23 protein-coding genes are annotated in these 21929 nt (G+C 58.0%); 21 read left to right on the top strand and 2 right to left on the bottom strand.

Going from position 1 to position 21929, the window contains the following annotated elements:
• Position 1 precedes the first annotated feature (1 nt).
• The 13 genes from murA to A6M21_RS19275 all read left to right on the top strand — a co-directional run bounded on the left by murA (position 2) and on the right by A6M21_RS19275 (position 12472).
• Complete coding sequence (murA, locus tag A6M21_RS09985; protein WP_066668312.1) at positions 2-1255, top strand: UDP-N-acetylglucosamine 1-carboxyvinyltransferase; 1254 nt, start codon at positions 2-4, stop codon at positions 1253-1255.
• 297 nt (positions 1256-1552) lie between these two features.
• The gene (locus A6M21_RS09980) at positions 1553-3169 is read left to right on the top strand and encodes a peptide ABC transporter substrate-binding protein (RefSeq protein WP_242868814.1); all 1617 of its coding nucleotides are present in this window, start codon (positions 1553-1555) and stop codon (positions 3167-3169) included.
• 131 nt (positions 3170-3300) lie between these two features.
• On the top strand, positions 3301-4233 hold the full coding sequence (locus tag A6M21_RS09975; protein WP_066668311.1) for an ABC transporter permease: 933 nt from the start codon (positions 3301-3303) through the stop codon (positions 4231-4233).
• A gap of 4 nt (positions 4234-4237) precedes the next feature.
• On the top strand, positions 4238-5152 hold the full coding sequence (locus A6M21_RS09970; RefSeq protein WP_066668310.1) for an ABC transporter permease: 915 nt from the start codon (positions 4238-4240) through the stop codon (positions 5150-5152).
• 11 nt (positions 5153-5163) lie between these two features.
• The gene (locus A6M21_RS09965; RefSeq protein ID WP_066668308.1) at positions 5164-6162 is read left to right on the top strand and encodes an ABC transporter ATP-binding protein; all 999 of its coding nucleotides are present in this window, start codon (positions 5164-5166) and stop codon (positions 6160-6162) included.
• 3 nt (positions 6163-6165) lie between these two features.
• Complete coding sequence (locus tag A6M21_RS09960; protein WP_066668307.1) at positions 6166-7128, top strand: ABC transporter ATP-binding protein; 963 nt, start codon at positions 6166-6168, stop codon at positions 7126-7128.
• A 255-nt stretch (positions 7129-7383) separates the two neighbouring features.
• Positions 7384-8115, top strand: a complete 732-nt coding sequence (locus A6M21_RS09955) for a cell division protein FtsQ/DivIB (RefSeq protein ID WP_151191888.1) — start codon at positions 7384-7386, stop codon at positions 8113-8115.
• Positions 8116-8131: 16 nt separating this feature from the next.
• Positions 8132-8854, top strand: coding sequence for a DUF881 domain-containing protein (locus tag A6M21_RS09950; RefSeq protein WP_066668305.1), 723 nt, complete (start codon positions 8132-8134; stop codon positions 8852-8854).
• Positions 8851-9549, top strand: a complete 699-nt coding sequence (locus A6M21_RS09945) for a DUF881 domain-containing protein (protein ID WP_066668303.1) — start codon at positions 8851-8853, stop codon at positions 9547-9549. Before A6M21_RS09950 ends, A6M21_RS09945 begins: the two co-directional genes overlap by 4 nt.
• Before the next feature lie 23 nt (positions 9550-9572).
• Complete coding sequence (locus A6M21_RS09940; protein ID WP_066668301.1) at positions 9573-9914, top strand: small basic family protein; 342 nt, start codon at positions 9573-9575, stop codon at positions 9912-9914.
• A 75-nt stretch (positions 9915-9989) separates the two neighbouring features.
• Positions 9990-11159 (top strand): cell division protein FtsA, encoded by a 1170-nt coding sequence (ftsA, locus tag A6M21_RS09935; protein WP_066668299.1) that lies wholly within the window; start codon positions 9990-9992, stop codon positions 11157-11159.
• Positions 11160-11238: 79 nt separating this feature from the next.
• Complete coding sequence (ftsZ, locus tag A6M21_RS09930) at positions 11239-12288, top strand: cell division protein FtsZ (protein ID WP_066668297.1); 1050 nt, start codon at positions 11239-11241, stop codon at positions 12286-12288.
• Positions 12289-12349: 61 nt separating this feature from the next.
• Entirely contained in the window at positions 12350-12472 is a 123-nt protein-coding gene (locus A6M21_RS19275) for a hypothetical protein (protein WP_282434540.1), read from the top strand.
• A 109-nt stretch (positions 12473-12581) separates the two neighbouring features.
• Here A6M21_RS19275 and A6M21_RS17945 read toward each other — a convergent pair whose 3' ends face one another.
• On the bottom strand, positions 12582-12764 hold the full coding sequence (locus A6M21_RS17945) for a hypothetical protein (RefSeq protein WP_066668295.1): 183 nt from the start codon (positions 12762-12764) through the stop codon (positions 12582-12584).
• 468 nt (positions 12765-13232) lie between these two features.
• On the opposite strand from A6M21_RS17945, the gene spoIIGA reads away from it, so the two are divergent.
• From spoIIGA to nrdG, 8 genes are all read left to right on the top strand, one after another.
• Positions 13233-14147: a sigma-E processing peptidase SpoIIGA gene (spoIIGA, locus tag A6M21_RS09920; protein ID WP_078060552.1), complete on the top strand. Its 915-nt coding sequence runs from the start codon at positions 13233-13235 to the stop codon at positions 14145-14147.
• Between the two features lie 32 nt (positions 14148-14179).
• Positions 14180-14911, top strand: coding sequence for an RNA polymerase sporulation sigma factor SigE (gene sigE / locus A6M21_RS09915; RefSeq protein ID WP_201721863.1), 732 nt, complete (start codon positions 14180-14182; stop codon positions 14909-14911).
• 334 nt (positions 14912-15245) lie between these two features.
• Complete coding sequence (gene sigG, locus A6M21_RS09910) at positions 15246-16019, top strand: RNA polymerase sporulation sigma factor SigG (RefSeq protein WP_066668292.1); 774 nt, start codon at positions 15246-15248, stop codon at positions 16017-16019.
• Positions 16020-16235: 216 nt separating this feature from the next.
• Positions 16236-17114, top strand: a complete 879-nt coding sequence (gene spoIIR / locus A6M21_RS09905; RefSeq protein ID WP_066668290.1) for a stage II sporulation protein R — start codon at positions 16236-16238, stop codon at positions 17112-17114.
• Between the two features lie 206 nt (positions 17115-17320).
• Positions 17321-17623 (top strand): YlmC/YmxH family sporulation protein, encoded by a 303-nt coding sequence (locus tag A6M21_RS09900; RefSeq protein WP_066668401.1) that lies wholly within the window; start codon positions 17321-17323, stop codon positions 17621-17623.
• Positions 17624-17883: 260 nt separating this feature from the next.
• Positions 17884-18354, top strand: coding sequence for a transcriptional regulator NrdR (gene nrdR, locus A6M21_RS09895; protein ID WP_066668287.1), 471 nt, complete (start codon positions 17884-17886; stop codon positions 18352-18354).
• Between the two features lie 143 nt (positions 18355-18497).
• Positions 18498-20516, top strand: coding sequence for an anaerobic ribonucleoside-triphosphate reductase (gene nrdD / locus A6M21_RS09890; protein WP_066668285.1), 2019 nt, complete (start codon positions 18498-18500; stop codon positions 20514-20516).
• Positions 20517-20685: 169 nt separating this feature from the next.
• Positions 20686-21198: an anaerobic ribonucleoside-triphosphate reductase activating protein gene (gene nrdG, locus A6M21_RS09885; protein WP_066668284.1), complete on the top strand. Its 513-nt coding sequence runs from the start codon at positions 20686-20688 to the stop codon at positions 21196-21198.
• A 314-nt stretch (positions 21199-21512) separates the two neighbouring features.
• On the opposite strand, the gene A6M21_RS09880 is transcribed toward nrdG, so the two are convergent.
• The gene (locus A6M21_RS09880) at positions 21513-21740 is read right to left on the bottom strand and encodes an FmdB family zinc ribbon protein (protein ID WP_066668283.1); all 228 of its coding nucleotides are present in this window, start codon (positions 21738-21740) and stop codon (positions 21513-21515) included.
• Positions 21741-21929 lie beyond the last annotated feature (189 nt).

The following is a 21929-nucleotide window of genomic DNA, read 5'->3' as shown; positions in this document are numbered from 1 at the left end:
CATGGAAAAATTGATGATCGTGGGCGGCAACCGCCTGCAGGGCAGCCTGCGGGCAAGCGGCAGCAAAAATGCGGCCCTGCCCATTTTGGCCGCCTGTCTTTTACATGCCGGAACCAGCGTGATCCGGGAGGTGCCCCGGCTGCAGGACATAGCCACCATGTGCGACGTGCTGGTTTACCTGGGGGCGCGGGTGGAACGGGAGGGCACCGTGATCCGGGTGGACGCCTCTAGTATACAGTATACTGAAGTCAGTGAGGACTTGATGCGGCGCATGCGTGCGTCCAACCTGGTATTGGGCGCGCTGCTGGGACGTTTTCACCGGGCCAGGATTTCCTCTCCCGGGGGCTGCAATATCGGTTCCCGGCCGATGAACCTGCATTTAAAGGGACTGCGCGCCCTGGGCGCCGTCATTGAGGAGAAATTCGGCTTCATCTCGGCATCGGCAGGCCGCTTGCAGGGTGTCGACATACACCTGGATATGCCCAGCGTGGGTGCTACCGAGAACATTATGATGGCTGCGGTGCTGGCCGATGGTACAACGGTAATCCGCAATGCGGCCAAGGAACCGGAAGTTGTGGATCTGCAAAATTTTCTCAACCGCATGGGGGCGCGCGTCAAAGGCGCCGGCACCGATGTGATCCGCGTGGAAGGAGTGAAAAAACTCTATTCGGTGGAGCACGTGGTCATTCCCGACCGCATCGAGGCCGGCACCTACCTGGTGGCGGCCGCCGTTACCGGCGGGGACGTGACGGTGACCAACATCATCCCCGAACATCTGGAGCCTTTAACGGCCAAGCTGCGGGAAGCGGGCGTGGAGGTGCGGGCAAATGACGACTCCCTGCGTGTGTTGGCCAGGGGGCGCCCCCGGGCGGTGGATATCAAAACCATGCCCTATCCGGGCTTTCCCACCGACATGCAGCCACAGATGATGGCCCTGGCCGCCATGGCCGAAGGCACCAGTGTAATTACCGAAACGGTGTTTGAAAACCGCTATAAGCACGTCAGTGAATTGCGGCGCATGGGCGCCGACATCCGGGTGGAAGGACAGACGGCCATTGTCAAAGGGGTGGCCAGACTGTCCGGAGCGCCGGTGGAGGCCACCGACCTGCGTGCCGGGGCGGCGCTGGTGCTGGCGGCGCTGGCGGCGGAAAACGGCACGGTGCTGGAGGGGTTGGAACACATCGACCGGGGTTACGAACGGTTTGAACAGAAATTATGCGGCCTGGGGGCCAAAGTAATGAGAGTGCACAGTTAATGTGGCTCTTTTTTAGTTATGGGATGGACAAGCAGCGGAGGAGAAATTGTCCGAGAGAAAAAAGAGATAAAATTGAGCCGGACCGCTCATTGTGCGAAAATAAAACTGGTTATTCCGTATTGGCTGAATAGTCGCAATACAACCGGGTGGTGATGGCCCAGTACAACAAAGAAAAATGCCAGGCGCGTGTGCCGGGCGGGGCGGCATCCCCCTAAGCGAGGGGACGGCGGGAAGTCCGCCCGGGCAATTTTGTCATGCGCAAAAGAACCAGACAGTCAATCAAGGAGGAGTGGAAAAGTGTTTTTTAAATCAAAAAAATTTTTCCTGCTGGCCGGGCTGCTGGCCGTACTGGCGATGATGGTGGCCGGTTGCGGCGGGCAGGGGGGAACACAAGGCGCCTCAAACCAGATCATCCGTTTCAATGTCGGAGCGGAGCCCCAGACACTGGACCCGGCCAAGGCCACCGGCATACCGGATGCCACCATCATCAACGCCATGTTTGAGGGCCTGACCAGATACGGCGCCGACAACAAGCCCGGTCCGGGTATTGCCGAAAGCTGGACAATTTCCCCGGATGGAAAGACATACACATTCAAGCTGCGGGACGCCAAGTGGAGCAACGGTGACCCGTTAACCGCCCGCGATTTTGTGGATGGCTGGCTGCGGGCGCTGAACCCGAATACGCAATCCGAATATGCTTACCAGTTATGGTATATCAAAGGGGCGGAGGAGTACAACAAGGGCACCGGCAGCGCGAAAGACGTGGCCGTCAGGGCCGTTGACGACCATACCCTGCAGGTGGTGCTCAAAGCGCCGGCGCCGCAGTTCCTGGGCCTGACCTCCTTCGAGACACTGATGCCCATAGACAGCAAAGTGGTCAAGGAACATCCGGACTGGGCCGCCTCACCGGCCAACTATATTGGCGACGGGCCGTACAAGATGGTTTCCTGGGATCACAACCAGGTGATCAAATGCGTGAAAAACCCCAACTACTGGGATGCCGCCAATGTCAAACTGGCCAAACTTGATTTCTACCTGGTGGACAACAACACCACCGGCTACAATATGTTCAAAACCGGTCAGATCGATTTCCAGTATAATGTGCCGGTGCAGGAAATTCCCGGTTTGAAGAACAACCCAGACTTCAAGATCATGCCCCAGGCCGCTACCTACTTTTACCGCTTTAATGTAACCAAGAAACCCTTCAACGATCCCCGGGTGCGCCGCGCGCTGGCCCTGGCCATCGACCGGCAAGCCATTGTGCGGGATGTAGCCAGGGGTGGTCAGCTGCCGGCTTACGCCCTCATTCCCCCCGGCTTCAAGGATGCCGACGGTAAGGATTTCCGGCAGAACGGCGGCAACTACTTCCAGGAGGATGTGGCCGGGGCCAAAAAACTGCTGGCCGGGGCAGGCTACCCGGACGGCAGGGGTTTCCCGGATGTTTCGATCATGTATAATACCAACGACCAGCACAAGGCCATCGCCGAGGCCATCCAGGCTATGTGGAAGAAAAACCTGAACATCAACGTGCAGCTGCATAACGAGGAGTGGCAGACCTACCTGAACGACATGCAGAAGCTGAATTACGATATCGCCCGGGCCGGCTGGGTGCCGGATTACCTGGACCCGATGACCTTCGCGGACATGTTTGTCACCAACGGTGGTAACAACGAGACCGGCTGGAGCAACAAGGGCTACGACACACTGATCACCAAAGCCAAGACCACCGATGCCGGTAATCCAAAGGCACGCATGGCCGATATGCATAATGCGGAAAAGCTTCTGATGGACCGGATGCCGATCATGCCCATTTACTTTTATACCCAGCCGGTGTTGATCAAGCCCAATCTAAAAGGCGTAATCATTCCGCCCTTCAATGTGGAAGCCGAGTTCAAATGGGCTTACGTACAATAATTTGCCCGGCGCAATAGTAACTTCGACAGTACGGGGTTGAAGTGAAAAAGGTGTAGGGGGTATACGGGTAAGCGCCGTATACCCTCTTTGATGGTAAACCCGTCACCGGTTAAATTTGGGAGGTTTTGCTTTTGACCAAATATTTACTCCGCCGGCTGGTGGCCATGCTGATCGCCCTGTGGCTGATCATCACCCTGACTTTCATCATTATGCATGTCGTCCCGGGCGGTCCTTTCGCCACTGAAAAGCCGCTGCCGCCGGAGATCCTAAAAAATATTATGGCTCATTATCATATGAATGAGCCGTTGTGGAGGCAGTACACCGATTATCTGGGCAGCCTGCTGCACGGTGACCTGGGACCATCCTTCAAGTATCAGGACCGCACGGTCAACGGCATTATCCGGGACGGCTTTCCCGTTTCGGCCGCTTTGGGGGCGGTGGCCATTGCGATCGCCCTGTTGATCGGCATACCGGCGGGAATCGTTTCGGCCCTGCGCCGCAACAGCTGGCAGGATTACCTGGCCATGGCGCTGACCACGATCGGCTTTTCCGTGCCCAGCTTTATTCTGGCCGGCCTGCTGATGTATGTTTTCGCCTACCGGCTCGGCTGGCTGCCGCCGGCCATGTGGGGCAGCCCGCAGCAGGCGATCATGCCCGCCCTGGCCCTGTCTGCCCTGCCCATGGCCTTTGTCGCCCGGCTGATGCGCTCGAGCATGCTGGAAGTTTTGCAGCAGGACTACATGCGCACGGCACGCGCCAAGGGATTGCCCGAGCGTCTGGTGGTCTGGCGCCACGCCGTGCGCAATGCGATCACCCCGGTTGTTACCTACCTGGGGCCGCTGGTGGCCGGTATTTTCACCGGCAGCTTTGTGGTGGAGAATATTTTCGCCATTCCGGGTCTGGGACGTTATTATGTGATGAGCATCACCGACCGGGATTATACGGTCATTCTGGGGGTAACCATTTTTTACAGTGCGTTTTTGATGCTGATGAATTTCCTGGTCGACCTGGCCTACGTATTCATCGACCCGCGGGTCAAGCTGGCCGGCCGCAAGGAGGTTTGATGCCGTGCAAACGCAACCGGAATTATTTGCGCCGCTGGAAACGCCGGATCTGGCCGGGGAGGAACTAGGACGCCCGCCGGTAGGATACTGGAGTGACGTCTGGCGCCGTTTGAAGCAAAACAAGCTGGCCATGTCCGGATTGGCGCTGATCATCGTTCTGGCGCTGATGGCCGTCGTCGGGCCGTATCTGTCCGGTCACGGCTACGCCGAGCAGAATTTGTCCCTGACCAACTTGCCTCCCAACGGTTCTTACTGGTTCGGCACCGATTCGCTGGGTCGCGACCTTTTCACCCGGGTCTGGATCGGCGCCCGCATTTCCCTGACCATCGGAGTGGTGACCAGTGTCATCTGCCTGGTGATCGGCGTGCTTTACGGCGGCCTGTCCGGGTATCTGGGCGGGCGGGTGGACGATGTGATGATGCGCATTGTGGAGGTGCTCTACGGCATTCCTTTCATGCTCTATGTGATTTTGCTGATGGTGCTCATGCAGCCGGGGCTGAAAACCATTTTAATCGCCCTCGGGGTCACCTACTGGCTGGACATGGCCCGTATCGTCCGCGGTCAGGTGCTGTCCCTGAAAGAGCAGGAATACGTGCTGGCCGCCCGCACCCTGGGGGCCGGCACCTGGCGCATCCTGACCCGTCATTTGATTCCGAACACCATGGGTCCGATTATCGTGACCATGACCCTGCTCATTCCCAACGCCATTTTTACCGAGGCCTTTCTGAGCTTTCTCGGCCTGGGCGTGAGCGCGCCCATGGCCAGTTGGGGCTCGCTGGCCAACGACGGCATTCAGGGGCTGAGCTCCTATCCTTGGGAGCTTTTCTTCCCGGCGCTGTTCATCAGCCTGACCATGCTGGCCTTTAACTTTCTTGGCGACGGATTGCGGGACGCCCTGGATCCGCGGCTGCGCCGGTAGGAGGTAATCCTATGGAAAATTTGCTTGAAATCCGTGATTTGCATGTGCATTTCACCACCTACGCCGGTGTGGTGCAGGCCGTGCGCGGGGTGAATCTTTCCCTGGCGCGGGGGGAGGCGGTGGCGCTGGTCGGCGAGTCGGGGTGCGGCAAAAGCATCACCGCCCAGTCGATCATGCGGCTGCTCCCCTCTCCCCAGGGAAAAATCGTCAAAGGCACGATTAATTTTGCCGGGCAGAATCTGGTCAAAAAGTCCGAACGGGAAATGGAAAAAATCCGGGGTAATGAAATCGGGATGATTTTTCAGGATCCGATGACTTCTTTAAATCCCACTATGACTACCGGCAATCAGATCATGGAGGTGCTGCGCCGGCACAGCCGGATGACCCGGCAGGAAATGACAGCGCGGGCGGTGGAAATGCTGCGCCTGGCGGGCATCCACCAGCCCGAGCGGCGGCTGCGCCAGTACCCGTACGAGTTCAGCGGCGGCATGCGCCAGCGGGTGATGATCGCCATGGCTCTGGCCTGCGGTCCCCGGTTGCTCATTGCGGACGAACCGACCACGGCGCTGGATGTGACCATTCAGGCGCAGATCATGGAGCTGATGCAGGATTTACGTCAGAAGCTGGGTACCGCAGTCATTCTGATCACGCATGATCTGGCTGTGGTGGCCGGTTTCGCCCGGCGGGTGATGGTCATGTACGCCGGCAAGATTGTTGAATCCGGTACGGCACGGGAATTGTTCCGCTCCCCGCTGCACCCTTACACCCGCGGCCTGCTTGGGTCGGTGCCGCGGATCAATGATCGCGCCAGGCAACCCCTGACGCCGATTGCCGGACGGCCGCCGGATCTGCTCAATCCGCCGCCGGGATGCGCCTTCTGGCCGCGCTGCAGCGAGGCCATGCAGGTTTGCGCCCGCCAGGAACCGGCCATGGTGGAAGCCGCCTCCGGGCACAGCGCAGCCTGCTGGTTGTTGCATCCCCAAGCGCAAAACCGCAGAAGGGTGGGGTAAAACTTGCAACCGGATGATGTCATTTTAGAATTGGCGGACTTGAAAAAATACTTCTATCTGGGTGGCGGGCAAGTTTTGAAGGCCGTGGACGGGGTGAGCCTCAAGCTTTACCGTGGTGAAACACTCGGACTGGTGGGAGAAACCGGCTGCGGCAAAAGCACCCTCGGCCGCACTGCTTTACGCCTTTACCACCCTACCGGCGGGCGGGTGTTGTTCGACGGCATTGACATTCATCATTGCAGCCGGACGGAAAACCGCGCCCTGTTCCGGCGCATGCAGATGATCTTTCAGGATCCTTATGCCTCGTTGAATCCGCGCATGACGGTGGGGGAAATAGTGGGCGAGGCGCTGGACATCCACGGCTTGGCCCGCGGTCAGGCCCGCCGCGCCCGCATCGAACAGCTGCTGGTCATGGCCGGGCTGAACCCGGAGCACGCCGGGCGGTTTCCGCATGAATTCAGCGGCGGCCAGCGGCAGCGGGTGGGTATTGCCCGGGCGCTGGCGGTGGAACCGGATCTGATCGTCTGCGACGAACCCATTTCCGCTCTTGATGTTTCCATCCAGGCGCAGGTGGTAAACCTGCTGCGGGACCTGCAGTCCCGCCTGGGGCTGACCTATTTGTTCATTGCCCACGATCTGTCCATGGTCAAGTATATCAGCGACCGGGTGGCCGTGATGTACCTGGGGCGGGTGGTGGAACTGGCCGAAAGCCATGAGCTATATACCAATCCCCGGCATCCGTACACCAGGGCGCTGATGTCGGCCATTCCGGTGGCCGATCCGGAAGCGGAAGCCGCCCGGCAGCGGATTGTGCTGGCGGGTGAAATACCGAGTCCGATTAACCCTCCGCCCGGCTGCGCCTTTGCCGGCCGCTGCCCGCAGGCGGCGGAAACCTGCCGGCGGGAAGCACCGCCGCTGGTGGAGAAAAACAGCGGGCACCTGGTGGCCTGCCACCGGCCGGAATAAGGTTTCACCCGGTGAAATCAAGGTGATAGAAATGCATTGTTTTTTGTGCAGGGGCGTTCGAAATTGACCGGGCGCCTTTTTTTGCCGCTGATTTTGCGCTTGACGGTGGACAAAGCCGGCCCGGTTGTTATAATATTTGGTATGGTGAGTAGATTCAGGGAAAGCGGCAAAATGCCGGGATAAATTCCGCGGTGCGGGTAAGGGCACAATAATTGCGGTGCATGCAAGGGCACAATAAATCTGGAAGTGGTGCTGTTGGCCGGAACACCGGGTCTGCGCCGGACGCGCATCAACCTCGGGGAAAGCATTTTTTTTGTGTTGCTCGTTTTGCTGAGTGTCTTTATCCTGCTTGGTTCACCCCTGTTTGATGTCCGGGAAATAACAGTGCAGGGTAATCATTATATGAGTGCGGACAAAATAATCAAGGCGTCCGGAATTACCGCCGGCACAAACATTTTCAAAATCAACCTTGGTCAGGCGGCTCAGGGTTTAAAGGCATTGCCCCTGTTGAAGGATGTGCAGTTGTCACGTCAGTTGCCCGGCCGGGTTGTGATCCGGGTGACCGAAAGGCAGCCGGTGGCGCTGTTGCCGTGGGGCAGCGGATTTGTGCAGGTGGACGGGGATGGCGTGTGCCTGCAGAACGGCAGCGTTAGCGGCAATCTGCCGCTGATTACCGGGATCAATGTGCGTGTGCCGCCGCCGGGCCAGGTGGTGCAAGGCGCCCAACTGCCCGCCGTACTGAAAGCGATCCGGCAGCTGCCGCCGTCACTGGTCCGGCAATTGTCCGAGGTGCACCGGACGGCGCAGGGACAGGTGATCCTTTACACCCTGGACGGGGTGCAATGCCGCCTGGGCACCTCCGGCGACATGGCCGGCAAAGGGGCGGTGCTGCTGCAGGTGCTGAACAAGGTGCGCAAAGACGGACGGAAAATTGATTACATCGATCTGTCGTACCCTGGCATGCCGGTGGTGAAATATTCAAGTTGAACTGGAGGCGCTCTGCTTGAAAATTCGCGGTTTCCACTGGGGGTTGGCGCTGGTCGGTTTGGTAATGGGGATCATGCTGGCGGTGCAGTTCCGCTTAACCAGGGACATTGAGCAGACACCACCAGTACAGCAGACGCAGAGTCTGGCCGCCCAGGTGAACCAGGCCCGCCGGGAGCGGGATCAATTGCAGCAGCAGGCCGATCAGCTGCGTGCGCGTTTGAACCGGGTGGCCTCCGGACCGCAGGTGGATACGTTGAAAACGGAAATAAACAAAGCGCGCCTGCTGGCCGGTACGGTGGCGGCAACCGGCCCGGGCGTGGAAGTGAGCCTGAACGACAGTAATCTGACGGTACAGCCCGGGGAGAACCCCAATCTGTATGTGTTGCACGACGAGGATGTCTTGAAGGTGATCAACGAATTGAAAGCGGCCGGGGCGGAAGCCGTATCCATCAACGGGCAGCGCTTGCTGGCCACCAGTGAGGTACGCTGCATCGGACCGACCATTTTGACCAATCAAAGTCACCGTTTGACGCCGCCTTTCGTCATTGCCGCCATCGGCAACCCCGACACGATGATCAACGCCCTGCAGATGCGCGGCGGGGTGGTGGAACAACTGCGGTTTTGGGGCATTCAAGTATCGATTAAAAAGCTGGCCCAATTGAACATACCCGCCTATAACGGCAGTATCAGCTTTGATTATGCCAGGCCGGCGGCTGTCCGGGAAGGAGGCGGCGCATGAAACGCTCGGTGTTTGTTTCCGTTTCGCTGGTGGCTCTGGTGCTCGGGCTGATGATCGCCATACAATTTCGGGCCAACAACTCCGCCGGGCAGGGTGTGCCCGCCGGCCGCTCCCAGGAACTGCTGGTCGAACTGCACCAACTGGAAAAAGATAACGAAAAATTACGGTCTGATGTTAATGACTTGAACAACAAGCTACAGCAGTCCACCAAGGGGCAGCCGGAAGCGGTGGCGGCGATGGAGGACGAACTGGACAAGTCCCGCCTGGCGGCCGGGCTGGTGGCCGTGACCGGGCCGGGCATCGAGGTAACCCTGGACAATCCGCCCCAAACGGTGGGGTCGGGCGGCCCGGCCAGCCTGTTTGTGATCCGGGATGAAGACCTGCTGCGGCTGGTCAATGAACTGCGCAGCGCCGGGGCGGAGGCGTTGTCGATCAACGGGCAGCGCATTGTGTCGACTACGGAAATCCGTCTGGCGGCTCCCTTTATCGACATCAATCTGACCCGGGTGGTGCCGCCCTATCATATCCTGGCCATCGGCAAGCCGGATGATTTGAAAAGTACCCTTGAGATCCCGGGCGGTATTGATGAAATCCTGCGAGATCTGGGAGTACAGATCAAGATTCAAAAATTGAATCAGTTGACCGTACCCGGCTTTGCCGGCCAGCTGAACTTCCGTTATGCCAAACCGGCTTAAAAAAGTGGAAAGGGTGACCTGATGTGTGGGCAGGAATTTGGGTGGCTGTTGTCGCCCTTGCGCTGGGAGTGTTAATCGGCCTGCAAGTGCCGTTGATTTTGCCCCAGGCCTACGCCAAGTATCTTTCGGTGGCCGCGCTGGCGGCGTTGGACTCCGTTTTCGGAGGCATCCGGGCGGCTATGGAGGATAACTTTGACAATGGCGTATTTATTTCCGGCTTTTTCAGCAATGCGCTGCTGGCGGCCGGACTGGCCTTTATCGGCGAGCGGTTGGGCATCGATCTTTATCTCGCGGCGGTGGTGGCCTTCGGCGTGCGGTTATTTCAAAATTTGGCCATTATCAGGCGTCATTTATTAAAAAAATAGTTTTAAAATAAAGGGAAATTCGCCCCAGACGTTGAACTTACAATTTAAGCTAGCACAACCAGGGGGTATCCTTACTTGGCCAGAAAAGGTAAGGCTGTGGTTTCCGGCCTGGATATCGGGACGTCCGGTATGGTGACGGCAGTCCCGGGTGTGGAACGCGCCCTGGATCTGCCTGTCGGGATCGGGCGCTGTCCCTCCCTGGGGATACGCAAGGGGCTGGTTGTTGATCATGAGGCGGCGGCCCGCTCCATTCGCCGCGCCGTAGATGCAGCCGCTGAAGCAGCCGGTGTACGCATCGATACCGTTTGTGCCGGTTTTTCCGGCTATGGGATAAATGTAATCCGGCGCCGGGCCGATATAACATTAAGAAGGACAATTATGCCCGGCGACATTAATCATCTGCTCAATCTGGCGCGCCGGGTGGAATTGCCGGCCGGGCGGCAGGTCTTGCATGTGGTGCCGGTTGATTTTATCCTGGACGGCGTGCCGGGGATTAAAAACCCCCTGGGCAAGCCGGCCGTGCACCTGGGTGTGGCCGCCTGCGTGCTTACCGTGGATAGCCGGTTGGTCGGTCAGTTGTTACTGGCCCTCAAGTGCGCCGGGGTCCGGGTGGCGGAGCTTTGTTTGAACAGCCTGGCAGCCGGGGAAGCAGTATTGAAGGGTGTGGAAAAAGAGCTCGGGGTGGCGCTGGTCGATCTGGGCGGCGGCACTACCGGGGTGACCTTGTTCTGTGACGGCGGTTTTTGGGATCAGGAAGTATTGCCCGTTGGCGGGGAGCACATCACCAGCGATCTGGCCATCGGGCTGCGTGTTTCCCTGGCCATGGCCGGGGAAATCAAGCATCGGGCCGGTTTGTCCGCCGGCCCGGAAAAGGTGAAGTTACCCGGTCAGCAGCCGGTTGCTGCGCATGAAATTGCAGAAATTATCCAGTTGCGGGTGCAGGAAATTTTGGACATAGTCAAACAAACTATATTGCGCTTGTCTGCCGGACGAACCCTGACGGCCGGCGTAGTGCTGACCGGTGGCGGCGTCCTTTTGGAAGGTCTGCCGGAAATGGCTTCCCGGGTGTTGGACATGCCGGTGCGGGTTGGTGTACCCGATTGCCCCCCGCCGTGGAATAGTCCGGACCTTGCGGCGTCATGGGGATTGGCTGCGTATGCCCGCCGTTTGCGTTTTAGCGTTCCGTGCGGGGCGGCCGGGGCGGCGGATAGTGAACCGGAACGAAAAAGTGTTTTTCGCAAATAATCATATACCGTGGGTGGCCCACAATAACCGGTGCTGACGACTGAAAATAAAAACCTGGAATCCACGGAGGAGGATGTAAATGCTCGATTTTGAAATTGACATGGACCAGTTTGCCAGCATAAAGGTGATTGGAGTGGGCGGCGGCGGCAATAACGCCGTGAACCGGATGATCAGCGCCGGATTGAAAGGTGTGGAATTCATTTCGGTGAACACCGATGCACAGGCGCTGCAACTTTCCCAAACCACCCAGAAGATTCAAATCGGAGCCAAGTTGACCAAGGGCCTGGGGGCCGGGGCCAACCCGGAAATCGGTCAGAAGGCGGCGGAAGAAAGCCGCGACGAGATCATTCAGACCCTGAAAGGTTCGGATATGGTCTTTGTCACCGCCGGTATGGGCGGCGGCACCGGCACCGGTGCGGCGCCGGTGGTGGCGGAAGTGGCCAAGGAACTGGGCGCCTTGACGGTGGGGGTGGTCACCAGGCCGTTCACCTTCGAAGGCCGCAAGCGGATGAATCAGGCAGAGCAAGGAATTCAAAACCTGAAAGGGAAGGTCGATACCTTGATCACCATTCCCAACGACCGCCTGCTGCAGGTGATTGACAAACATACCTCCATTGTGGAAGCGTTTCGCATTGCCGACGATGTTCTGCGCCAGGGCGTACAGGGCATATCCGATCTGATTGCCGTGCCCGGGTTGATCAACCTGGATTTTGCCGATGTAAAGACAATCATGAAAGAAACAGGCTCCGCATTGATGGGGATCGGCCTGGCCAGCGGTGAAAACCGGTCCTCCGAAGCGGCCCGGATGGCCATTTCCAGCCCTTTGCTGGAAACATCCATCGAAGGGGCGCGGGGCGTTTTACTGAACATTACCGGCGGTGCTTCGCTCAGTTTGTTTGAGGTGAACGAGGCGGCCGAGATCATTTCCCAGGCCGCAGATTCGGAGGCAAACATCATTTTCGGCGCCGTGATTGACGAAAGAATGGAAGATGAGGTCCGGGTCACGGTGATCGCCACCGGCTTTGATCAGAAAGTGGCCAAAAAGGAACGGGTCAAGGGCGAGTTGGAGATAAAACCGTTTGCCAGCCATGACGACCTGGATATTCCAGCCTTTTTACGCCGCCGTTGATGCAGCTTTCACGTATAAGGAAGGGCACCCGGAATCATAATGTTCTCCGGGAGGGATTGCCGTGCAGGGCAAAAACAAAAAAGGCAAAATGCCGGAAATAAAGGGCAACCGCAAGAAAGATCTGAACCGGATCAGGGGTACGCAGCGGTTGGTGGATCCGGAAAAAGGACCGGAAAACAAGTAGCGGGAAATGTTAAGAAACGGGCTAAAAAGCCCGTTTTACATATTTTTTCCGGCCTGCCGGCCGGCACGGAGCGTTGTAGTCAAGCGGTATGCCGGCCGGGGAAAATGTTTCAAATGCAGCCAGTTATGCAGGTATACCGGCAGGATAAGACGGCGGCGCCCAACCGCCGCCCCAGGGACGGGTTGTCCAGCAGTTGCCCGATGCGGGCGGCCAGTTCTTCCACCGGGCCGGCACGCAAGCCGGTGCGCCCTTTCTGTACCTGGAAGGCCAGTCCGCCGGTGGGCGTGACCACCAGCGGCCGCCCTTTCCACAGGGCTTCAGTGGCGGTGAGGCCGAAACCCTCCCGGATGGACTTTCAGGAACGGTTCCTTCTCTTTGAGCACTTCCCCCCCGTGTCGATCACTTCCGTAAACCCTTTCCTAAAACAGTCGCTATTTCAAGTATAATTATAGCTCATTCTCCCGTGTCAGGCAGGATATAGGCCGCCAGTGGGCCAAAACAGCACGGTAGGCGACGCATTGCTGCAGCCATGTTCACGTGTTGGGCGCCATGACCGGGTGCGGGCAACCAGCCCGGTTTTTTGCGGGAAATTTTGGGAAAATAAATCCGGTGCCGGGGATTTATCGTGACAAATTTTTCCATCCCATTATTGTATAATGATACCGGGTTTTTCATTTGTGCTTGTCATATTGAATTTACTTCGGCCATACACTGGTAACGGGGCCGGCCTGTTTTTAGAATCCCGGCGGGAGTGGGTTTGATGAGCGGATACGTGGTCTACGTAGATCAGGTCCTAGCCGGAAACCTGTGTATGAATTACATCATTCTGCGGGCCACCGGACGGTTGGGCCGGGTGCCGGCACGGACCGCCCGCCTGTTGGCCGTGGCCGGGGCGGGCAGCCTGTATTCACTGGCCATGTTTGTGCCTGGACTGGGCCAGTTGTTTAGTCCGCCAGTCAAGTTACTAGTTTCCGTGCTCATGGTGGCGGGGGCCTTTGCCCCGCTTCCGCCGCGCCGGATGGCAGCCTGCCTGGGCCTCTTTTATCTGGTTTCTTTTGCCCTGGGCGGCATGGTGTTCGGCATAATATTTTTTCTGCGCACGGGAAGCGGCTTTGGTGATGCAGGCACAAATATGGCCGATACCATCAACCGTTATTTCTGGCCCGGCCTTTTACTGGCCTTGCTCGCCGGGATGTGTGCCTGCCGCCTGGTGAAGCACTGGTTGAACCGCAGCAGTCATGGAAAAGCGTTTCAGGTGCCTTTGACCATCGAACTGAACGGCCGGCGGGTAACGGTCAATGCCCTGGTGGATACGGGAAACAGTCTGACGGATCCTTTGACCGGCGAGCCGGTGATTGTAGTCGAATACGACCTGCTCAAGGATGCCTTTCCGGAAGCGGTACGGGAGGTTTGGGAAAAAGGCGGGGAGGGGGTTGCCCTGCTTGCCGGCCTGGGTGCCACCGGTTGGGCCAGTCGTTTCCGCCTGATTCCGTTCCGTTCCCTGGGGCAGGACAACGGCCTGCTGGTCGGGGTGCGGCCGGAAGCGGTGGAGATTTGCCGGGACGGGCGTGTTTTCAAGGCAAAACGGGTGGTGGTGGGTGTTTACCGTCAGCAACTGGATCAGTGCAGCGCCTACCGGGCATTGGTGCCCCCGGTTCTGATGGATGCGGCTTGATGCGGTCAAAAAAATAAAAGTGAGGTGGCGACATGACCTTGCCAAAAATGTGGCAAATCAAATGGCAGGTGCGTTTGCTGGCCATCCGGTTGCTGGACCGGCTCGGCTGCCGGCCGGCGGTGCATTATGTGGGCAGCAGCGAGGCCCTGCCGCCTCCGTTGAGCAATGATGAGGAATCATATTTGATTGACAAGCTGGAGGCCGGCGACGGGGCTGTCAGGACGGTTTTAATCGAGCGCAACCTGCGCCTGGTGGTTTACATCGCCCGTAAGTTTGAGAATACCGGTGTGGGCATCGAAGATCTGGTTTCCATCGGCACCATCGGGCTGATCAAGGCGGTGAACACCTTTGACCCGGGCAAAAAAATCAAGCTGGCCACCTACGCCTCCCGGTGCATTGAAAATGAAATTCTCATGTATCTGCGGCGCAACAGCAAGACCAGGGCCGAGGTGTCTTTTGACGAGCCGTTGAATATCGACTGGGATGGCAACGAATTGCTGCTGTCCGATGTGCTGGGTACGGACAACGATATTATTTACAAGTATATTGAGGACGAGGTGGATAAAAAACTGCTCTACCTGGCCCTGCAGAAACTGAACGGACGGGAGCGCAAAATAATGGAGCTGCGTTTCGGCCTGGTCAACGGGGTGGAAAAAACACAGAAGGAAGTGGCCGACTTGATGGGTATTTCCCAGTCCTACATCTCCCGGCTGGAAAAAAGAATTATCAAGCGTTTGAAGAAGGAGATTCACCGCATGGAGTAACTGCGTTCAAAAACGGCGCACCGCCCGGAAGGGCAGTGGTGTCACGGGCGCCGGACGTGACCGGATAACGGCCCGGCCGCGAATTAACGGACGGGCAAATCTATTCCGGGGCGGTGTGCGAACTGCCCCGGAATAGATTTTTTCAGCCGGAACGGGTACGCTTCAGACCCTTCCGCCGGCTTCCGGGGAGATGTATAAAGCCGGCAGGCCAATACCTCCGCCAGGGCCTTCTTCACGTCCTCAGCTTCCTGGGAGATGTATAAAGCCGGCAGGCCGGGGCAATAATGTGATTACGGCAAAAATGCATACTGCTCTAAGGGATGGGAGGCCGTCCATGCTGGTCAACAAGGTGGAGATTTGCGGTGTCAACACATCAAAACTCCCGGTGCTCACAGGAAGTCAAATGCGGCAACTGTTCGAAGCAATGCACAACGGCGACCCCTCCGCCCGCAACCGGTTGATCAACGGCAACCTCAGGCTGGTGCTCAGTGTAATTCAGCGCTTTACCAACCGGGGGGAGTATGTGGATGATCTTTTTCAGGTCGGCTGCATCGGTTTGATGAAAGCCATCGACAACTTTGATCTTTCCCAGAACGTCAAGTTTTCCACTTATGCGGTACCGATGATTATCGGTGAAATCAGGCGTTACCTGAGGGACAACAATCCGATCCGGGTGAGCCGCTCCCTGCGCGACGTTGCCTACAAGGCACTGCAGGTACGGGACAGCCTGGTCAACAAGCATTCCCGCGAGCCGTCGATCAATGAAATCGCCGGCGAGTTGAAACTGCCCCGGGAAGAAGTGGTCTTTGCCCTGGACGCCATTCAAGAGCCCATCTCCCTGTTTGAACCCATTTATCACGACGGCGGCGACCCCATTTTTGTCATGGATCAGATCAGCGACGAAAAAAACCACGATCAGAACTGGCTGCAGGGGATCACCATCCGGGACGCCCTGCGGCGGTTGAGCGACCGGGAGAAATTGATCCTGACCCTGCGTTTCTATGAAGGCAAAACGCAGATGGAGGTGGCCGATGAAATCGGCATCTCCCAGGCACAGGTTTCCCGTCTGGAAAAAGCGGCTCTGAATCACATGCGCAAATATCTTTAAGCTCACCGGCGGACACCCGGCGGTAACGTCCCCCCGGAATACGGACCGGGAAGTCAGTCACAATAAAAGCAAATTCCAGTAAACGGACCTGAAGAGGTTCTTTTTTTATTTTTTGATCATCAACCGGCTGGTTGAGTAAAAAATGTTTAACCCCGGGATTTATTGGTGAAAATAGGTGGTGTAAGCAAACTAATGTAAAACGCGGGAGAATGAAGTATGAACCGGAAAATGCGTATCAGTTTGGTCGCCCTGGGATTGCTGGCGGCCGGTTTGGCCGGGGGCTGGCAGTGGCACCGGGTGCAGCAGGCGCGGATGTACGCCCCCGATCAACTGATCCGCTTTCATGTCATCGCCAACAGTGATTCAGCAGCCGATCAGGCCTTGAAGCTGCATGTGCGGGATGTAATTGTGGGAACCATGGCCCCCCGCTTCCGGCAGGCCAAAAACATCACTCAGGCCAGGGAAATCGCCCGGGCCAATCTGGGGTACATGCAGCAGTTGGCCGTGCGGGAAATCCACCGGGAGGGCAAAGATTATCCGGTCAGCGTGTGTATGGGACATTTCCCTTTTCCGGTCAAGACCTATCACCTGGCCACGGCTGGCAATCCCTGGGAAAAGGACTATCTGACCCTGCCGGCCGGCGAGTATGAGGCGGTGCGGGTGGTTATCGGCCGGGGGGCGGGGCATAACTGGTGGTGCGTGCTGTTTCCGCCGTTGTGTTTTGTGGATGTGCCGGCCAGTTGGACGGCGCCGCCGGAAAATGGCGCCGTCCGGACGGATGGGGAAAAACCGCCGGTGGCCGGGAACAATGGACAGCGCAGCGGTGCCTCCCGGCCGGAAGAGCGCGGTCCGACAGCCGGGCCGGACGGCATGAACGCACCGGCGGCCGGCCCGGGCAGTTGCCCGGTTCATTCAAACGGTCCGGCCGGCCGGCCGGCGGAACCGGCATTCAGGCTGCAGCTGCCGCCGGCGGTTATGGCCCGGGCGGCGGCCGCCCCGGCCGGGCCGGGGCCGGACGGGACTGTCGAGTATCGCCTGCGCGTACTGGACTGGTGGCACAGTTCAGTAAACTGGTTTGACCGTCTGTGGGGCTGACGGCGGCAAGATAACGGGCAAAAAATCCGGCGCGGGCCGGTTTTTTTGCTGCCCCGGAACAAGCAGTTCAGCTTGCCTGCCCGGCGGCATATATATTATGCAGGGCGGTTTCCGGGTCAAAGCCGTCCGCCGGACGGCGGCGCCACCGGCATCATTGGTTTTCCGGAGAATGAAACGGAAAAATATTCCGGGCGGGGGTGAATTTTTTGGTTAAGATTTCCGACTTGCGTACGCGGGAAGTGATCAATGTCAGCGACGGCCGCCGATTGGGGCCAATCAAGGATATTGATATTGATTTGGAACAGGGCCGCATCGGGGCTATCATTCTGCCCGGGCAGGGGGGGACCCGTCTGATGGGCTTTTTCGGACGGGAGGAAGAAATTGTGGTGCCCTGGCATAAAATCAAGAAAATCGGCTTTGACGTGATCCTGGTTGATTTGCGTGATCTGACCGACATCAACACCGCCGCCAGCGGCCCGGAGGAAGGGGGCGGGCGGCCCTGGCGATAACCGCCGGGCAATACCGGTGGCCTGAATCCCCCGGATGCAGTTTTTTGGCAAGTGGTGAAACGACGGACAGGCAGGACCAAAAATCACCGTCATACGAAAGAGGTACCAAGCGGGCATGCGGATGAGCAATTTTATCCAGGTTGTCCCCTGGTACCTTTTGCTGTCTTTGTCTGTCCGCTTCAACATGTAGTATAATAGTTAAAAAGAAAACACAATATAATGTTAATGAACCTTTAACAAGCGGGGAGGCGGTGATACGGTTGCGCTGTCCTTTCTGTAGTTACCCGGACAGCCGGGTGCTGGATTCCCGTCCGGCGGATGACGGGCGCTCCATCCGGCGGCGCCGGGAATGCGGCGGGTGCGGCCGCCGTTTTACCACCTATGAGCGGGTGGACGAACTTCCCTTGATGGTGGTGAAGAAGGACGGGCGGCGGGAAGTATTTGACCGGCACAAACTGCTTACCGGTCTGACCAGGGCCTGTCAGAAGCGGCCTGTGCCCATGGCCGGTCTGGAAGCCATGGTGGATGAGATTGAACAGGAGTTGCGTAACAGGGGGGAAATGGAAGTAGCCACCCGGGACATCGGGGAGATGGTTATGGGACGGTTGCGCCGTTTGGATGAGGTGGCCTATGTGCGTTTTGCCTCGGTGTACCGCGAGTTCCGGGATGTAGACGGCTTTTTGCGGGAAATACAAAGTTTGTCGGATTGCCGCCGGGAAGAAAACAAATAGCGCTTTTCAGGAAACCGGGATGAGGAAGAGGCAGTCGGTGGAACCGGTGCCCTTTCTTGATGGTATATTCATACATAAATTGATGATATTGGGTTATATGGTTGCATTTAACCTGCTAATACTTTTCAAGGAGGCTGCCAGCAGTGTTCAAAGTAATTCGCAAGCGTGACGGGCGGGAGGTGTCCTTTAACGAGGGAAAAATTACCGACGCCATTTTCAAGGCCGCCCGTGCGGTGGGGGGAGAGGACCGGCAGACGGCCATGGAGCTGACTATCGAAGTGCTCAAACTGTTGAAAAAGCAGTACAATGGTAATACTTTTGGCGTGGAAGAAGTGCAGGACGTGGTGGAAAAGGTGCTCATCGAGGCCGGCCACGCCCGTACCGCCAAGGCGTACATCCTTTACCGTGACCGGCGAACGCGCATCCGGGAGGCCAAAGGCGACCTGATGGATGCGGTGGAGGAAATACTGGATGAAACCAACCGGGAAAACGCCAATGTGGGCAATTCGCCGTCGGCCAAGATGCTGCAGATAGCCAGCGCGGCCAGCAAAAAATACTACCTGACCCGCCTGCTGGACGAGGATTTCGCTGGTGCCCACCTGCGCGGGGACATCCATATTCATGATCTTGATTTTTATGGCAAAACATTGAACTGCCTGCAACTGCCCCTGGACAAGCTGCTCCGGGAAGGATTCAACACCGGCCACGGCTATATCCGGCCGCCCAAAAGGCCCACTTCGGCCACGGCACTGGCGGCAATCATTTTACAGAGCTCACAGAATGACATGTTCGGCGGCCAGTCTTTCCCCTTCTTTGACCGGGAAATGGCGTCTTTCGTGGAGAACGCCGACGAGCACGAAACCTTCCAGGCCATGGAGGCGCTGGTGTACAACCTTAATTCGATGCATTCCCGGGCGGGCAGCCAGGTGCCGTTTTCCAGCATCAACCTGGGTACGGACACTTCCGAATCCGGGCGCAAGGTGACCCGCAATTTGCTGCTTGCTTTTGAGGCCGGTTTGGGAAACGGTGAAAACCCCATCTTCCCCAACATTATCTTCCGGTTGCAAAAGGGCGTGAACTTCGCTCCGGAAGACCCGAACTACGACCTGTTCCAATTGGCCATCCGGGTGGCCAGCAAGCGTTTAAACCCCACCTTTGGCTTCATGGATGCATCTTTCAACCGGCCCTACGGGGATCAGGTGGCCTACATGGGCTGCCGCAGCCGGGTGATGGCCAACCGCCGCGGCCCTGCGGTGACGCCGGCGCGGGGCAACCTGTCCTTCACCACCGTCAACCTGCCCCGGTTGGGCATCAAAGCTGAACGTGACCTGCAAAAATTTTACCGGCTCCTTTCGGAAACCATGGAACTGGCGATCAGACAGTTGTATCACCGTTTTCAGGTGCAGGCCAAACTGAAAGTGAAGGATCTGCCCTTTGTCATGGGGCAGGGTATTTACCTGGGGTCGGCCGGTTTGAAGCCGGAGGATCCGATTGAACCGGCCATTGTCAACGGCACTCTGGCCATGGGCTTTATCGGCCTGGCTGAAGCGCTTACCGCCCTGACCGGCCGTCATCACGGACAGAGCGAAGAAGCCCAGGCCCTGGGCCGGGAGATTGTGGCCTTCATGCGGCAACGCATCGACCAGGCCTGCGAGGAATACAATTTGAATTACACTTTGCTGGCCACTCCGGCGGAAGGTTTGTCCGGCCGCTTTGTCAAGCTGGATCGCAAGGAATACGGCATTATTCCGGGGGTGACCAACAAGGAGTACTATACCAATTCGTTCCATGTGCCAGTTGACTATATAATCAGCAGTTTCGATAAAATCAGTCTGGAAGGACCTTACCACAAATATTGCAACGCCGGCCACATCAGCTATGTGGAAATGGCCTCGCCGCCGCTGCATAACAATGAGGCGATGGAAGCCATCGTCCGGCATATGGCGTCCAGTGATATGGGCTACGCGGCGGTGAACTTTCCGGTGGATTTCTGTACCAACTGCAACTTGCTCGGTGTGATCGCGGAAGAAAATTGCCCGCGTTGCGGCTCGGCCGCGATCCGGCGGGTACGGCGCATCACCGGCTATTTGAGCACGGTGGACCGCTTTAACGACAGCAAGGTGGCGGAGCTGAACGATCGTGTGACCCATAGCTTGAGTTAAGGTGAATGGCCGGTTCCTCCCCTGCATCCGGCCGGGCCGGCCGGCATTGCCGGTGAACGGTTGGCTGAAGAGTGTGCCGGCGGGGAATTTCATCGCACCTGGCTGTTTGCGCGAGTGAGTCCGGAAACAGGACGCGGGATCGAAAAAATGTCATTCGGGGAGAATTAATATGAAGTTACGTGTGGCCGGAATAATCAAGGAAAGCGTGGTGGACGGGCCGGGGTTGCGCCTGGTGGTTTTTGTGCAGGGTTGTCCTCACCACTGTGCGGGCTGCCACAATGCGCATACCTGGGATCCGGCCGGGGGCGTGGAAACGACGGTGGCGGAAATAATGGTCATGGTGCGGGCCAATCCGCTGCTCAAAGGAGTGACTCTTTCCGGCGGCGAGCCCTTCGGGCAGGCCGCCGCCCTGGCTGCGCTGGCCGGCCGGGTGCGCGGGCTGGGCAAGGATGTGATCACTTATACCGGCTATACCTGGGAGGACCTTTGGTCGCGGGCCGGAGAGGACAGGGGGATCCGGGAGTTGCTGGTGTCCTCCGATTATCTGGTTGACGGACCGTTCCAGCAGGAACGGCGGAATCCGGATCTGCCTTTCCGGGGTTCGGATAACCAGCGCATCATCGATGTAGCCGCGTCCATGGACGCCGGGAGGGTAATCCCGGCCCGCTGGGCGTCGGTGTAATCACTTTTTTCCCTCCGGGAACATAAAATGGCACCGGGTGAAGATGCGTGCGGCCGGAGGGGGTGGACCGGAAATGCAGTATGAGCCATACGGCGGGAGTCTTTTCAATTACCCGGCCTGTTCCGCTGGTACGCTGAAAAGGGGTTCCCGGTATAAAAAAGTAAGGCGGGGAAAAACCTCCGCACCTTACTTTTATTTTTCTACCATCAATTATCCCCTCCGGCGGATAAAGGCCGCCGGAGGCGGGACGGCTGAACGGCCCGCGGCGTTTGGCCGGACATTGAACCGTACGGTCCGGTCGCTTCGGCCAATCCTTAATGCCCACAGGAGGAGCAATTGCCGGAGGAGCACCCGGCGCAACTGCTTCCAGCGCCCCCGCCGGCTTCATCGCGCCTGCCGGCGGCGGCAAAACCGCTCATCACCCGTTTGGGCGCCGCGGTGTGGCATTGCGGGCAGGTCAGATTTTGTCCGTTTTCACCGAGCGCACACAATTTTTCAAATCGCCGTCCGCAGGCGGCACAACGAAATTCGTAAATCGGCATTAAAATCACACCTTTCCTTTGCTGTAAATTACCAGCAACCGGTGCTGTAAATTACCAGCAACCGGCCACCCTCCGGGCGGCGGTTGATGAAATTTGCCTCTCCCCGCATGTACAGCAGCGCCGGGGGAGGTCAACCGCTTTTTGATTATAGCTTACGCTCCTGCCGGGCCGCTGTCAAGCCGGGTTATT

Source organism: Desulfotomaculum copahuensis, assembly GCF_001655685.1.
Classification (GTDB): Bacteria; Bacillota; Desulfotomaculia; order Desulfotomaculales; family Desulfovirgulaceae; genus Desulfotomaculum_G; species Desulfotomaculum_G copahuensis.
The sequence above is the reverse complement of the archived record's forward strand: the minus strand, read 5'-3'. Positions and strand labels throughout refer to the sequence as shown.